The organism is Pontibacter ramchanderi, from assembly GCF_002846395.1.
Taxonomy (GTDB): domain Bacteria; phylum Bacteroidota; class Bacteroidia; order Cytophagales; family Hymenobacteraceae; genus Pontibacter; species Pontibacter ramchanderi.
On record NZ_PJMU01000002.1, the window covers coordinates 1,136,312 to 1,151,764 of the forward strand.

Annotated in this window: 8 protein-coding genes and 1 tRNA gene; 6 read left to right on the forward strand and 3 right to left on the reverse strand. The window is 54.0% G+C overall.

Annotated features, from left to right (window positions below; genetic code table 11):
• Window positions 1–14: 14 nt before the first annotated feature.
• Both metH and metF read left to right on the forward strand, forming a co-directional pair.
• Complete coding sequence (gene metH / locus BD749_RS12025; RefSeq protein WP_101444566.1) at window positions 15–3,716, forward strand: methionine synthase; 3,702 nt, start codon at window positions 15–17, stop codon at window positions 3,714–3,716.
• Window positions 3,717–3,761: 45 nt separating this feature from the next.
• Window positions 3,762–4,718 carry a methylenetetrahydrofolate reductase [NAD(P)H] gene (metF, locus tag BD749_RS12030; protein ID WP_101444567.1) on the forward strand — a complete coding sequence of 319 codons (957 nt, stop codon included), beginning with the start codon at window positions 3,762–3,764 and terminating at the stop codon, window positions 4,716–4,718.
• Between the two features lie 208 nt (window positions 4,719–4,926).
• Here the strand turns inward: metF and BD749_RS12035 are convergent, their stop codons facing one another.
• The 3 genes from BD749_RS12035 to hemW all read right to left on the reverse strand — a co-directional run bounded on the left by BD749_RS12035 (window position 4,927) and on the right by hemW (window position 7,322).
• Window positions 4,927–5,697 (reverse strand): cyclase family protein, encoded by a 771-nt coding sequence (locus BD749_RS12035; protein WP_101444568.1) that lies wholly within the window; start codon window positions 5,695–5,697, stop codon window positions 4,927–4,929.
• Between the two features lie 3 nt (window positions 5,698–5,700).
• Complete coding sequence (locus tag BD749_RS12040; RefSeq protein WP_101444569.1) at window positions 5,701–6,120, reverse strand: hypothetical protein; 420 nt, start codon at window positions 6,118–6,120, stop codon at window positions 5,701–5,703.
• 74 nt (window positions 6,121–6,194) lie between these two features.
• Entirely contained in the window at window positions 6,195–7,322 is a 1,128-nt protein-coding gene (hemW, locus tag BD749_RS12045) for a radical SAM family heme chaperone HemW (protein WP_101444570.1), read from the reverse strand.
• A gap of 191 nt (window positions 7,323–7,513) precedes the next feature.
• Between hemW and BD749_RS12050 the strand changes: the two genes are divergently transcribed.
• The 4 genes from BD749_RS12050 (at window position 7,514) to BD749_RS12065 (ending at window position 15,448) form a co-directional block, all read left to right on the forward strand.
• The gene (locus BD749_RS12050) at window positions 7,514–9,316 is read left to right on the forward strand and encodes a BamA/OMP85 family outer membrane protein (RefSeq protein ID WP_245869088.1); all 1,803 of its coding nucleotides are present in this window, start codon (window positions 7,514–7,516) and stop codon (window positions 9,314–9,316) included.
• Between the two features lie 83 nt (window positions 9,317–9,399).
• Window positions 9,400–9,472, forward strand: a tRNA-Met gene (locus tag BD749_RS12055).
• Between the two features lie 185 nt (window positions 9,473–9,657).
• The gene (locus tag BD749_RS12060) at window positions 9,658–11,061 is read left to right on the forward strand and encodes a T9SS type A sorting domain-containing protein (RefSeq protein WP_143741261.1); all 1,404 of its coding nucleotides are present in this window, start codon (window positions 9,658–9,660) and stop codon (window positions 11,059–11,061) included.
• A gap of 763 nt (window positions 11,062–11,824) precedes the next feature.
• On the forward strand, window positions 11,825–15,448 hold the full coding sequence (locus BD749_RS12065) for a gliding motility-associated C-terminal domain-containing protein (RefSeq protein WP_245869090.1): 3,624 nt from the start codon (window positions 11,825–11,827) through the stop codon (window positions 15,446–15,448).
• Window positions 15,449–15,453: the final 5 nt, after the last annotated feature.

A 15,453-nucleotide genomic window follows, 5' to 3' on the forward strand; every position in this document is an offset into this window, starting at 1 on the left:
GGAGAACACCGAACATGACCAACACACATCCGATCCATACCTTGCTGCAGGAGCGCGTGCTTGTGCTCGATGGTGCTATGGGTACTATGATCCAGCGCTATCAGCTCACCGAGGCCGATTTTCGTGGCGAGCGCTTCAAGGATCATCCATCCGACCTGAAAGGCAATAACGACCTCCTTTCTATCACGCGCCCCGACATCATCAAGGCTATTCACGCCGAGTACCTGGAGGCCGGTGCCGACATCATCGAGACCAATACCTTCAGCGGTACTACCATCGCGATGGCCGACTATGGGTTGGAGCATGTGGTGTATGAAATGAATTACGAGTCGGCGAAGATCGCCCGTGAGGCAGCGGATGAAGTGGAGGCGAAAGACCCGTCACACAAACGCTTCGTAGCCGGCGCCATTGGCCCGACCAACCGCACGGCTTCCCTCTCTCCGGATGTGAACAACCCGGGCTACCGTGCCATCACCTTCGACCAACTGGTGGAGGCCTATTACGAGCAGGTGCGCGGGCTCGTGGACGGCGGGTCTGATTTGCTGTTGGTAGAAACGGTGTTTGATACTCTCAACTGTAAGGCAGCCCTTTTTGCGATACAGCAATATGTAAACGACGGCGGCAAAGAGCTGCCGATCATGGTGTCCGGCACGATCACCGACGCCAGCGGCCGTACCTTGTCTGGCCAGACCGTGGAGGCTTTCTGGAATTCGATCTCCCATGCACCGATCCTAAGCGTGGGATTTAACTGTGCCCTGGGTGCCCGTCAGTTGAAGACGCACATACAGGAGTTGTCGCGCATCTCCAACTGTTACATCAGCGCCTACCCGAATGCAGGTCTGCCGAATGCCTTTGGCGGCTACGACGAGACGGCCGAGCAGATGGGCGCCATTGTGGAGGAATACCTGAAGGAAGGGCTGGTAAATATACTGGGTGGTTGTTGTGGCACGACGCCAGTACACACGAAAGTAATCGCAGACCTGGTGCGCAGGTATAAACCGCACGTTCCCACTCCCGTAGCTCCCCTCCCTCGCTACAGCGGCCTCGAGCCCCTCACCATCACCTCCGATACCCTTTTTGTCAATGTCGGCGAACGCACCAACGTCACCGGCTCCAAGAAATTCTCCCGACTGATCGTCGACGGCAAGTTTGAAGAAGCCCTGTCGGTGGCACAGCAACAGGTAGAGGGCGGCGCCCAGATCATTGATGTGAACATGGACGAAGGCATGCTCGACTCGGAGCAGGCCATGACCGACTTCCTCCACCTGATCGCCTCCGAGCCAGACATTGCCAAGCTGCCCATCATGATCGACTCTTCGAAGTGGAGCGTGATCGAAGCCGGCTTGAAGTGCGTGCAGGGCAAAAGTATAGTTAACTCCATCTCGCTGAAAGAAGGCGAAGAAGAATTTAAACGACTCGCCCGCAAAGTGCGCCAGTACGGTGCTGCGGTGGTGGTAATGGCCTTTGACGAGCAGGGGCAAGCCGACACGCTGCCTCGCCGTATCGAGATCTGTGAGCGCTCCTATCGCATTCTGGTCGACGAAGTAGGCTTCCCGCCGCAGGACATCATCTTCGATCCGAACATCCTGGCCATTGCCACAGGTATAGAGGAGCACAACAACTATGCAGTCGACTACATTGAGGCCGTGAAGTGGATCAAAGCCAATCTGCCGCATGCGCAGGTGAGCGGTGGCGTGAGCAACCTGTCTTTCTCCTTCCGGGGCAATGACCTGGTGCGGGAGGCTATGCATACCGTATTCCTGTACCACGCCGTGCAGGCAGGTATGGACATGGGCATCGTGAACGCGGGTATGCTGGGTATTTACGAAGAGGTGCCGCTCGAGCTCCGCGACCTGATCGAAGACGTGATCTTCAACCGCCACCCGGACGCCACGGAGAAACTAGTAAACTACGCCGAAACCATCAAAGGCAAAGGCAAAACCGCCACAGCCGCCGACAATGCCTGGCGTGAGGCCCCGGTGGAGGAGCGTCTGAAGCATGCCCTGGTGAAAGGGATTGTGGAGCACATTGAAGAAGACACCGAAGAAGCCCGACAGAAAGCTACGAAAACACTGGACGTGATTGAAGGTCCGCTGATGGCCGGTATGCAGGTGGTCGGCGATTTGTTCGGAGCCGGCAAGATGTTCCTTCCGCAGGTGGTGAAGAGCGCCCGCGTGATGAAAAAGTCCGTGGCCTACCTGTTGCCGTTCATGGAAGCCGAAAAAGCCGGTTCTTCCTCCTCCGCGCAAGGCAGGATATTGATGGCGACCGTGAAAGGCGACGTACACGACATCGGCAAAAACATTGTGGGTGTGGTGCTGGCCTGTAACAACTACGAAGTGATAGACCTGGGTGTGATGGTGCAGCTGGACAAGATTCTGGCTGAGGCCGAAGCGCAGCAGGTAGACGTGCTGGGCCTAAGCGGCCTGATCACCCCATCACTGGACGAGATGGTATACGTGGCGCAGGAGATGGAGCGACGCGGCATGAAGATCCCACTTCTGATCGGTGGCGCTACGACCTCTCGGGTGCACACCGCCGTGAAAATCGCGCCGCAGTACAGCGGCCCCGTGGTGCATGTGCACGACGCCTCCCGCAGCGTGACGGTGGTGAGCAACCTATTGGGCAGCAACCGCGACAGCTACATTGCCGAGATAAAGGCCGAGTACGAAAAGCTGCGTGAAGACCACCTCGGACGCACGAAAGACCGCGCCATTGCCAGCATAGAAGAAGCCCGCGCCAACAAGTACCAGGTAGACTGGGCGGCAACAGAGGTAACCAAGCCAAGCTTTACCGGCAACAAGGTATACACCAATTACCCGCTACAGGAGATCATCCCGTACATCGACTGGACGCCGTTCTTCCATACCTGGGAGCTCAAGCGGCAATATCCGAAAATCCTGAACGACCCGGAACTGGGTACAGAGGCCACCAAACTGTTCAACGACGCGCAGGCTATGCTGCAGGAGATCGTAGACAAGCAATTGCTCGAAGCCCGTGCCGTGGTAGGCTTCTACCCGGCCAATGTGGAGGCCGATGATACGATCGAGGTATACGCCGACGATTCACGTGAAAACGTGCTGACCGAGTTCCATACCTTGCGCCAGCAAGGTAAGAAGGGAGCTAATGTGCCGAATCTCGCCTTCTCCGACTTCCTGGCGCCGAAAGAAACAGGTATAGCCGACTACATCGGCGGCTTTGTGGTATCGGCTGGCTTTGGCATCGAGAAGCTGTTGGAGCAGTACGAGGCCGAGCACGACGATTACAAATCCATTATGGTAAAAGCACTGGCCGACCGCCTGGCAGAGGCATTCGCAGAGCACATGCACGAGAAGGTGCGCAGGGAGTTGTGGGGCTATGTACCGGACGAGCAACTGGATAACGAGAGCCTGATCAAGGAGCAATACAAAGGTATACGCCCGGCGCCCGGCTACCCTGGCTGCCCGGATCATACCGAAAAGATCACACTGTTCAACCTACTGAAAGCAGAAGAAACCGGTGTAATTCTGACGGAGAACCTGGCCATGCATCCGGCGTCTTCGGTAAGCGGCCTGTACTTCTCGCACCCGGACTCGCGCTACTTCGGCCTCGGCAAAATAGGCGAAGACCAGGTGGCCGACATTGCCCGTCGCAAAGAGATGGCCAAGGAGGAACTGGAGCGCTGGCTGTCGCCCAACCTGAACTACGAGCCGAAGCCAGTCGCGCAGCAGGTATAGCAAGTCAACCATTTAACAATTGAGCAATTTAACTACCAATATACCTTGAAAGTAACCGAGCACTTCCAAAACGCCAACGGCAAGACCTTGTTCACCTTCGAGATCCTGCCGCCGCTTAAGGGCGAGAACATGAAGACCTTGTTCAGCCACATCGATCCGCTAATGGAGTTTAAGCCGCCTTTTATTGACGTGACCTACCATCGCGAGGAATATGTATACAAACAGCGGGAGAACGGGCTATTGGAAAAGATAACCACCCGCAAACGTCCGGGCACGGTAGGTATATGTGCGGCCATACAGAACAACTATAAAGTTGATACGGTGCCCCACCTGATATGCGGCGGCTTTAACAAAGAGGAAACCGAGAATGCGCTGATAGACCTTCACTTTTTGGGTATAGACAATGTGCTGGTATTACGTGGTGATTGCGTGAAAAGCGAGCAGCGTTTTGTGCCGGAGCCGGGAGGACATCATTATGCCTCAGAGCTGATACAGCAGGTGGTAGATATGAATCAAGGCTGCTACCTCGATGAAGAGCAGGTAAGCAACAGCTGCACTGACTTCTGTATTGGTGTAGCGGGCTATCCTGAGAAACACTTCGAGGCGCCGAATATGAGATCGGACCTGCGTTGGTTAAAGAAGAAAGTGGAGCTGGGTGCAGAGTACATCGTCACACAAATGTTCTTCGACAACCAGAAGTATTTCGACTTTGTGAAGCACTGCCGCGAGGAAGGTATAAACGTACCGATCATCCCAGGTTTAAAACCGATGACCACCAAAACGCAGCTAACCTTGCTTCCAAGCCTGTTCCACATCGAAATCCCATGCGACCTGGCCGATGCCATTGAGGCCTGCCCCGACAACAAAGCCGCAGCACAAATAGGCGTGGAATGGGCGATACAGCAGTCAAAAGAGCTTATGGAGTTTGGAGTGCCTTGCCTGCACTACTACTCCATGGGCAAGTCGGAATCTGTGCGGAAAGTAGCGGAGGCACTGTTTTAAGCAACCTCAACCAAACTAAACCTAACCTTAAGGCTGGGGCTTTTGGCTCCAGCCTTTCTTTTTTCATGATTTGCTATACCTGCCGCCCGACTCACAGCATCTCTCAGACCTGTGAGTCGAAGATCCCGAAAGCTTTCGGGCTGTCTTGCCAACGATAAAAACAGAAACAGTGGCTACTACAGAAACAGGTATAGCGAGAAGTGATGTCTTACAACGCCGGGAAAACCGGGGTCAGCTTATACAATACCGGCTTGCTGGGACTGGCGTCAAGTTGCAGGCTGGCAATCTGGATGTTGAGCAGGTATAGCCCGTCGGCTACCTGTTCAGGAACATAGATCAGCTCCGTAATGGTAGCACCGCAGCGGGTGTTTTTGGGGTACTGCCAGAAAGCATGGTGGCAGAGCAGTTTGCCTTCGTCCAGTTCACGGTCTACAGAAGGCAGGTCGAGGAGCAGGTGCTGTATACCTTTCTCGGCAAGGTACTGCCCTATGGCAGGCTCCAGGTAGGGCGGGTTGGTGCCGGAGTAATGGCGACTTAGTTTGTCGTCTGTGTTTGGCAATGTGCGTAGCACAACGGCCTCGCACTTTATACCTTGCAGCTTCGCCTGCACATCTTCTAGTAACACCACTTCATCACCGTTCTCCTGCTTTTGGGGAGTAACCGTAATCAGCTGCGCCACGAACAGGAAGCGCTTCAGGCAATTATGAATGGTGGCGTTTTCATCGGCAGAAATGTGCCCATAGCACTCGGTATGGGTGCCGTTGCCGTGCGGCGTTACATGTACCCGCTTATAGTTCGTGCTGCCCCCCTCAGCCACACTTCCCACAAAGTCCCCTACCCGGATCACATCAAAAGCTACCGGTTCGGCCCAGAAACACTCGGCTTGCGGCTGGCGGTCGTGCAGCGGCATCGAGATGTCGAGCGGCTGCAGCGGATCGAAGGTATAGGGTTGGTCGCGGTAGGTGATGGAGGCTTGCATAGCTTAGTTATCGTAACCCCGCAGCCAGCGCAGGGCGTCTATGTCATTTGTAAAGTTTCGCACCTCAAAAGTAACTGCCCCCAGGGCCTCTGCCCTCGTTATAACAGCTTCAAACGATAGCCTGTTGAAGACATTCTCAGGTAGCACCCGGGCAAGTTTTGTCACCCCCAGCTCCGAAAGTGATTTGTAGTAGGAAGTAGAAAGCCACTCTTTGGTGTGGGGCAGCAGTTTTCCGATGACTACTGCATTGAGCAGCAGCTTGTTGGCCCCGGATTCCTGCAGCAGCTGGCCTAGCTTTTCGGCTGTCTGGACCATTTCGCTGTGCTCCACGGGGCGCAGCCAGGTGTTTGTCAGTATGCCGTGCTGAGGGTCTGCGGCAATCCGGCTGATGTCGTTCTGGTAAAGTGTTTCCAATAGCTGCATAGTAGTGGGGTAGCGCGGTGCTTTGTTCCGGCTGATATCAAAGCTACAAATAAATCTGATATAAACAGCGCCGGCTAGTCCACCATCAGATCCAGTGTAATCTGGTCGGCCAACAGTTTACCCTGGTCAGTCAGGTATAGCACGTCTGCCTCCACACTAGCCAATCCTTTCTCCTGAAGCTGTTGCAGGTATAGCGCGTGTTCTGCCGGCAGGTTGTAGCCATACCTGTCGCGCATCACCGCAAGGTCGCAACCCCAGATGGTGCGAAGCGTCGTGAGCAGATAATCGTTGGCTTGGTCGGCTGGGCTGAGTTCTTCTATTTCGGCAGGTATGTTGCCCTCGCTGATGGCGGCGGTATACTTGCGGTTGTTTGCCACGTTGTATTGCCGGCTGTTGCCGTTAAAGGAATGCGCGCTTGGCCCTACGCCCAGGTAATGCACGCCGCGCCAGTAGTTGCTGTTATGCCTGGACTCGTAACCGGGCTTACTGAAATTGGACACCTCGTATTGCACAAATCCATGGGCTTTCATCTGCTCGAGCAATATTTCGAACTGCTGCGCTGTGTATTCGTCTTCCGAAGGCTTGAATTTCCCTTTTTTGCTCCAGCGCCCAAGCGCTGTGTCGGGCTCAATGGTAAGGGCATAGCAGGAAACGTGCTGCACGTTGAGCGAGAAGAGCGTTTTCAAGTCCTCCAGCCAGATGTTGTGGTCCGGCGCAGGTATACCGTAGATCAGGTCCACGGTGATATTGTCGAAGCCAGCGGCCTGTGCGTCGCGCACGCACTGCAGGCTCTCGGTGGCGTTGTGAGCGCGGTTCATCAGGCGCAGGTGCGGCTCGTGAAAAGACTGCAACCCAATGCTCAGCCGGTTAATGCCTGCCGCTTTCAGTTCCTGCAGCTTCTCCGGCGACAGGTCATCCGGGTTGGCCTCCAGTGTTATTTCGGCCTCCTCCGAAACCATAAACAGGTTGCGGACGGTTTGCAGAAGAAGGTATAGCTCCGCCTGTGTGAGCAAAGATGGGGTGCCACCACCAAAATAGATGGTGCGTACTTCCTGCCCCTGCAGGTAATCGCGGCGCACTTCCAGCTCTCGGGCAATGGCCTGCACAGTGGCCTCCTTGTGCCCCATGGAGGTGCTGAAGTGGAAGTCGCAGTAATGACAGGCCTGTTTGCAGAACGGTATATGGAGGTAGATGCCGGACAAGAGATTAATTGTTAAATTTCTTTAATTGTTAAATTGCTGATGGTTAAATTGTTGTTTGGTGCTTATGCGTTCACTTTGCCATAATATTCAGCTAGCGCGCTTACCTTTGCAGCTACTTAGTACAGGAACAAAGCCTCCTACTCTAGATTTAACAATTTAGCCATTAAACAATTCAACAATTTAAAACACAAATGTACAAAATAGCTGCCTTAGTCTGGTGCTTATTCGTGTGGCTGCCCTTGTTGGTGCAGGCGCAGGATACGCCGCCTCTGCCTAAGCAGCAAGTGCAACCGCCTACCCCTAAGCTACTAAACCAGGCCAAGATAGCGCTCCAGGTATACGCTCTAGGTCCCGACCAGCAGGTGCTGCGACAGTACAGCTACCGAGCGCAACTGGCCGATACGGTGGAGGCACGCAAGGAAGTCATGGCCTTGGTGCACCGCCTGCACCAGGATGCCTACTTGCTGGCCTCGGCCGACAGCACGTACAAGCGTGGCGATACGCTCCACGTGAAACTGCACATCGGCAAGCGCTTCGACTGGGCCGAGCTGCGCAATGGCAACCTGAGCGAAGGCATACTAGTTGAGTCTGGCTTCAGGGAGAAATTTTACCGCAACGTGCCTTTCAGACCAGCCGAATACGCGCGGCTGCAGCAGCGCATTCTCGACTATGCCGAGCGTAATGGCTACCCCTTCGCCTCTGTGTGGCTCGACTCGATCGAAATCAAAAACAACAGAATTTCGGCAGCCCTGATGGTCGAAAAGGCCTTTGTGGTGACGTACGATACGCTGCAGGTGCTGGGCGGAAGCAAGACGCAGCCCAAGTTCCTGATGCGCTACCTGCAGCTATACCCTGGCCAACCCTACAACCAGGACCAGGTGGAGGCCTCACAGCGAATGCTCACCACGCTGCCATACCTGAAGGTGGTGCGGCCGCCGCAGGTGCAGTTCCTGCGGGACAAAGCAAAAGTGGTGTACTTTCTGGAAGACCGGCAAACAAACCAGATTGATGGCGTGGTCGGTTTTCTGCCTGACCCTAGTCGCTCTGGCAACAAGCTGCTCATTACAGGCGAGGCCAACCTGAACATCCGCAACATAAAAGGCAGCGGCAAGCAACTGGGCCTGCAATGGCGGCGCGTCAACAGAGGCTCTGTGATCCTAAACGGCGAGTATGTGCACCCTAACCTGTTCGGGACACCTTTCGAGCTGGGCACACGCTTTGGCCTACTCAAGCAGGATTCCAGTTTCATTACCATACAACCCAGGTTGCAGCTGGCTTACAACACCATCCGGTATGGCCGTTTCAGTGTGTTCACAGAGTGGCGCAACTCCCGCATCCTTTCCACGGCAAGCCCGCAAAGCCTGCGAGCGCTCGACCTGGCCGACGCCCGCACCAACACCTATGGCCTGAACTACCTCTGGAATAACCTCGACGATTTCTATTTCCCGCGCAGAGGCCGTTTGGTGGAGCTGCAGCTGGCGGCGGGTCGCAAAAAGCTGCTGCGCAACCCAGCACTGGAGAAAGAGTTTTACGACACACTGGAAGTGAACACCACACAGCTTAGCCTGGGCCTGCGGCTGGAGAATTTCTTCAGGATAGGCAAAAACAGCGCCCTGTTGGCTCGGTTGCGGGGCGAGTCGCTGCTCAACGACCAGATTTTCCTGAACGACATGTACCGGATAGGTGGACTGGCCTCTTTGCGGGGCTTTGATGAGTTTTTCTTCTTTGCCTCCACCTACGGCATCGGTACGCTGGAGTACCGCCTGTTCACGGCCGAAGACTCCTATGTGCTGCTCTTCTATGATCAGGGCTATTACCGCAGCGATCTGGAGCAGTCGAAGGCCGAAGGCCTGCCGCTCGGGGTGGGCGGAGGTATAAGCTTCAGCACGGGTGCAGGTATTTTTCAATTGGTGTACTCCGTCGGGAAATCAGAGCAGCAGCCTATGTCGCTGAGAGCCTCGAAGATACACTTCGGGATCACCAGTAAATTCTAAGGTAGCGCAATTTTTTTAAGGTTTTTGGCAACCAAAGCTTGCGTAGTAAGTATGTTTATACTACTTTTGTAACACAATAACAGTGCGGGATGGAGCAGTTGGTAGCTCGTTGGGCTCATAACCCAAAGGTCACAGGTTCGAGTCCTGTTCCCGCTACCTCAGAAAAGCCTTGAATCGGAAACGGTTCAAGGCTTTTACTTTTTATGCCTATCCATACCACTTTTCATTCTCGTCTCTGGCATTTCGTTGATAAATCCCAGGGACATTCAGCAATAGAACATCGATATATGTAGTAAAGTTTCTATATTCGAAATAGAATATATGACTTCTTTGCTAACTATATGATATCAGTGCGAAACCGGTTCCTCATCATCTCCCTATTACTTCTTTCTCTTGCCTTATCGTCGCTTAGCCCGAGCTGTGCCGCTTATGCTTCTTCGGCAGGTATAACCTGGGCTGCTCCTGCCACTCCGGGAGCTATAGCCGGCCCCGCAAAGGTGTGTCCGGGGCAGGAACTCAGCTATAGTGTGGAGGCTGTCACAGGAGCTATTTCCTATAGATGGTCTGTTCCGGACAGTTGGATGATTATTGCCGGGCAAGCGACTCGGCAAATTTCCGTTAGGTCAGGCAGTAACGGTGGCAGTATCAGGGTAGTGGCTGAGAATAACGACGGGGTAAGTGGCGCCCGCGAGTTGGCAGTTCAATTGGATACGCCTCCCTTGCAGCCGGGAGCAATAGCTGGCCCCGCTGCATTGTGTGCCGGGAGTCGCGCCAAGTATGAAGTCGAGGCAACTAGTGGACCCCTTTCCTATATGTGGACCGTTCCGGCCGGATGGGTGATTGTATCTGGACAGGGAACAAGCGAGGTGGAAATCCTGACAGCTGCTATAGGAGGAGCAGTGCGGGTGATTGCCACGAACGCGTGCGGCCAGAGTGCCGCTTCCCAACGGTTTGTAACGATCTACCCGCCCTTGAGTAGTAATCAGGTGCAAAACGGCCAGGCTGTATGCGCAGGGCGGCAACCCGAGGCCTTAACCGGCAGCGTTCCTGTTGGTGGCCAGGGTACCTATACCTATTTGTGGGAAAGGAGCACACGCAGCGCCGCCGAGGGGTTTGTGCCTGCGGATGGTGCTAATAATCAGCAGAACTATACGCCCGGTGCTTTAACCGAAACTACCTGGTTCCGACGCAAGGTGGCGTCAGCAGACTGCCAGCACATCAGTGAAGCGATTATAGTGAAGGTGCTGCCAGTGCCTGCCAAGCCCACCATTGAACGACTGAGCGAAAAGGAGCTGAAGGCATCGGTGGCGGCTGCAGACTATGCGTGGTGGCGCAATGGGGTGTTGCTGGAGCAGCACACGCAGGTGATCACCATAACGGAAGCGGGAACTTACACGGTACAAATACAGAACTCTGAAGGATGCTTCTCTGGCTTGTCTGATGCGCTGGAGGTGGTGCAGCAAGAGGAAAAGGAGGAAGTGCAGCCAGAAGAAAGCATACCTCCTGGAGTTAGCATAACACTACGGCCAGGTCAGGGGCAGTTAATCCTGTCCTCTAAGGAACCGCTGCCGAAGGCGCTGCTGCTGATATCCGATCTTCAGGGACGGCAGGTATACCGGAAAGAACTTTTGCAGCTCAACAGGCCCATGGCGCTAAACCTGGAGCAACTACCCGACGGCGTTTATATGCTTCTGATTCAAACGCCAGACCTATACCTGAAAAAGAAGGTGCTGTTACAGCGCTAAACACAACCACCGGTTTTCTGGACTGTCCGGAATACTGTTTCGAATGTGGCTTTGTTATCTCTAATAATCAATCTGCCTGAAGTGAAGGTTACCTGAGCTGGCACATCCACTTAGACCTCTCTGGCCATCCGCACCCATGGACTAGGCGCGTATATTTTTCAGGCCTTCGGTATGCTTCAACAGACATACTTCCTTGCTGAAAGCCAGCACCTAACCGAGAGCTAGGTCTTCTCAGTCAGGAAGAAAACTTTGGGTGCTATGTTATCAAGTGTAAAGAATGCTCATACCCGGATATGGCCTTTCTGTATGCTTATTTTAAGTGAGCCGCAACCCTTGGCTCGGCGCTTCTGCCTTTGGGGCGACGAATGCGCAATCTCTCTCCTTCTGCTTCTCTTGTTGCCCTGGCCTCTACGCTTAGATATTAGCATGTATATATTTAAACGGAACTATACCTGTTTCCGTAGAGAAGGGTCTGCTATAATGAGTAAATATTGCTGTCGAACTTAAACATTAATAGGCTTCATTTGTAAGCCAATTCAGGAGGTGACGTTATCAATCACAGCTTTGGGGCTATATACTGTTATTCGATTGTTTTACTTATATTTAAGCCATATTTGCTTTAAAGTCATACTCTGATAAATCATAATGAATGATTATATCGTTATAGTTTCAGTACAGCCAAATGTCACCCTTTAAAACTGATCTGATGCGCCAACTGCTACCCAGACATTTGTTCTTTAGCTTACTTGCTTTATTGTTACTTTTGAGTGGTCATGCTTGGTCACAGTCCTGCCCCACCACTGTGCAGGTGGACGGGCGTACCGTTTTGTGCGAAGGTGAGACAACAATTTTAAGAGCTCCGGAGGGTGCTGGCCTTACTTACCTATGGTTTAAGGACGGTGTACAGACAACAGCCACGGGCCGAGAACTTCAGGTGACCGAAACAGGCAGGTATAAGGTGCAGGTTTCAGGCAGCGCTTGTACTACCAACACTTCTTCCGAGGTGCCCATCACCGTTAACAGCCGCCCGGCCCTTCCTGACTTTACAGTTGAGCCGTCAACTCCTCCCTGCTCAGGAACACCTATTGTTTTCGAGATAATCAATAGCTCTCCGGACGAAACCTATACCTGGACTTTTGGGGATGGTTCCAATGGCCGGGGCCCTAGGGTTGAGCACACTTACAATGAACGAGGTATAGGTATTGCAACTTTTGATGTGACAGTATTGGCTACAAGTACCATCACCAGTTGCCCTGCGCCAGAACCAGTAACAAAGCAGGTGCAGATTCGCCGATTGCCTGAAATTTCTTTCACGGAAGAAAATAACTTCCTCACCTGTCTGCCCGACACCGTGGCAGATGCTGACATAAGTGTGACAGCTACGATCACTAACACGACCCAGGAGCCTGCCCTAAGTGACATTCGCAGCTATTTTGTGGACTGGGGCGATGGCAGCGCGCCAGTGCAATACCGTCCTTCTGACTTCCCAATCTCCAATCCGAACCCGTACACCGCAGTTGGGGATTATACCATCACCATTTCAGCTGTGGCTGGCAATGGTTGTACGGAGCCCTTCACGCGGGTGTACAGTGTCAGCAAGGAGCCCAAGGCCGGGTTTTCGCTGGGCAAAAAACGGGCGGATGAAAGCCAGCAACCCCCTTGCGTACCCGTCATTGTCACGCCCGAAGACTCGGCCACAGGTGGTGGGTTAACCTATATCTGGTCTGTAACACCGGATCAGGGCTACGTACTAGAGTCAGGTAGCCTGACAGAGGCCAATCCGGTCTTCAGATTTACACAGTCAGGAGTTTATACGATTGAACAGATCGTAACCAATGGCTGCGACTCCGATACAGCCTCACAAGGGATTGTGGTTGGCTGGCCTCAGGTGCAACCGCCGCAGGGAGGAGTATTTTGCGGACCGACCCGTATTGACCTTAGTGCCAGTGGTGCTGGGGGAGTTCCAGGCGGAGGCGGTGGTCTGTTTATCGATAAGAACCTTGGGGAGCAAATCACAGTGACCATCTCCATCAACGGGCCGAAGGGACCAACAACCCGTACTTTCAACTCAGAGACCTTCAGCTATGCATATGACTTTGATAGGCCTGGGACTTATACCATTGCTGTGGAGGCAGTGAACGAGTGCGGTAGCTCCAATGCCATTTTCCAGGGCCAGCCACAGCCACCAGTGCAGGTGGTCATTCTGCAGCAGCCGGGTCAACCTACTATAGCGAACCCGGGTATCGTCTGCGAGGGAGATTTTGTGGAACTGACGCCGACATCATCGGCGCCGTCGTTTGCCTGGTTCGATACAGATGACCCCAATGCGGCACCTGTTTTTATAGGAAACACCTTTGTAACACCGCCACTACCAGCTGGTAGCAATAATTTTTATGTGGCTGCACGCGATTCAGCTCAAGGTGTGCTCTGCACGGGCCCACGCAGGCAGGTAACAGTTAGGGTGAACCCTCGTGTGACCAACAACCTGATTGATATCGGGGGACAGACAACTGGTAGTGTATGTGTGGGTGGCGTGTTAACCGAATTAACTGGTAGCAGACCTTCGGGTGGCGATGAAACCTCAGCCTACAGCTATACTTGGTTGGTAAGTACTACAGGGCCAGACCGTGGCTATGCAGCTGCCCCGGGTGTGAATAACAACCAGAACTATACTCCAACGCAACCTATTGGTTCAACATCTTGGTTCAGGCGGGTGGTACGCTCTGCTAATTGTTCTCCGGACTCCAGTAATGTGCTCGAAATAATTGCCGTGGATCCTGTGCCGCCAAGTGCGAACATAGTAACACCAGCTTTACAGGAAATCTGTGCCGGTGATGCGCCTGGCCAGTTAGTGGGTTCCCAGCCAAGCGGTGGGGCTGGAGGTCCTTATACCTACCGCTGGGAAGTCAGCTCGACCGGGCCAGATGCAGGTTTTGTGGCAGCACCGGGCACGAACAATGGAGAAAACTATAATCCACCATCCAATTTAGCAGGTAGCAACTGGTTTAGGCGGGTCGTAACGTCGGCCAATTGCGATTCTCCCTCAGAAGCTGTAAGGATCACAGTTTCGCCGGCTATTACTGGAAATACCATCACATCTGCACAACAGGATGAGTGCTCAGGTAGCACCCCAGCTTCTATTACCGGGTCTGCGCCTTCGGGTGGCAATGGCAACTATACTTATGAATGGCAATTAAGCACAAGTGGTGCTACGGGCAATTTCACACCAGCTCCCGGCACGAATAACCAACAGAGCTATACTCCTGCCTCCATTACTCAGACTACCTGGTTCAGGCGAGTAGTGCGAGCGGGGCAGTGTACGCCAAGCGAAAGTAATGTGGTCGAGATACGCATCCGGCCTGCCATAACCGGCAACTCTATTTCAGCACCCCAGGAGATTTGCTCGGGCACACAGCCGGCGCCGCTAAGCGGTACTACGCCTTCTGGTGGCAGTGGCGGATTTACATATCGTTGGGAAAGCAGCATCAGCGGGCCAACTGCGGGCTTCAACCCGGCACCAGGCCAGAACACCGGGCCAGGCTACGCACCTCCTGTGCTCACCCGCGACACCTGGTTCCGCCGGGTAGCTATTTCGGCGGGCTGTGAGAACGCTTCGGAGTCGGTGCTGATCGCGATGCTGGCCTTGCCGGACGCCCCAATTCTGACAGTGCGCGACGCACGTGCCTGTGTGGGTGGTTCTGCTACCCTGACAGTGGCCAATGCCAACGGCAACACCATTGAGTGGTACGACGCGCCAACGGGCGGCTCCCCGCTCTTTGTGGGCAACACTTTCGTTACGCAGGAACTCGATCGCAACACAACTTTCTATGTGCAGGCCCGAAATAGTAACAACTGCGCCAACGCAACCCGCACCTCAGTCAATGTAACCGTGGTGCAGCCTGTGGCTGATGCCGGACCTGATGTAGAAATCATTCAAGGGCGGCCTGCAGAACTGCGTGCCTCGGGAGGGGTTTCGTATCAGTGGGAGCCGGCGGAGAGCCTAAGCAATGCCAATGTGGCCAACCCAGTTGCCAGGCCCGATGTGACGACCACCTATACCGTGACCATCACCACAGAAGAGGGCTGTACGGCCACCGATGAAGTGACCGTAACGGTTATACCGGCCATCACGGCGCCAAACGCCTTCTCGCCGAATGGCGACCGTGTGAACGATGTGTGGGAAATCGAGAACATACAGAACTACCCGGATGCGCGCATCGAGATCTTTAACCGCTGGGGCAACCAGATTTTCAGCTCTACTGGCTATGCCACCCCTTGGGATGGCACCTACAACGGCGAATCTCTGCCAGTGGCGACCTATTACTACATCATTTATCTCAACAGCTCCGAAAAACCAATTTCAGGGCATGTGACCATTATCAGATAATGACT

Bases quoted from the DNA above. Each gene is read 5' to 3' on its own strand.
- metH (WP_101444566.1), top strand. From the start codon at position 15: ATGACCAACACACATCCGATCCATACCTTGCTGCAGGAGCGCGTGCTT.
- BD749_RS12035 (WP_101444568.1), bottom strand. From the start codon at position 5,697: ATGCAAGCCTCCATCACCTACCGCGACCAACCCTATACCTTCGATCCG.
- BD749_RS12040 (WP_101444569.1), bottom strand. From the start codon at position 6,120: ATGCAGCTATTGGAAACACTTTACCAGAACGACATCAGCCGGATTGCC.
- BD749_RS12050 (WP_245869088.1), top strand. From the start codon at position 7,514: ATGTACAAAATAGCTGCCTTAGTCTGGTGCTTATTCGTGTGGCTGCCC.
- BD749_RS12060 (WP_143741261.1), top strand. From the start codon at position 9,658: ATGATATCAGTGCGAAACCGGTTCCTCATCATCTCCCTATTACTTCTT.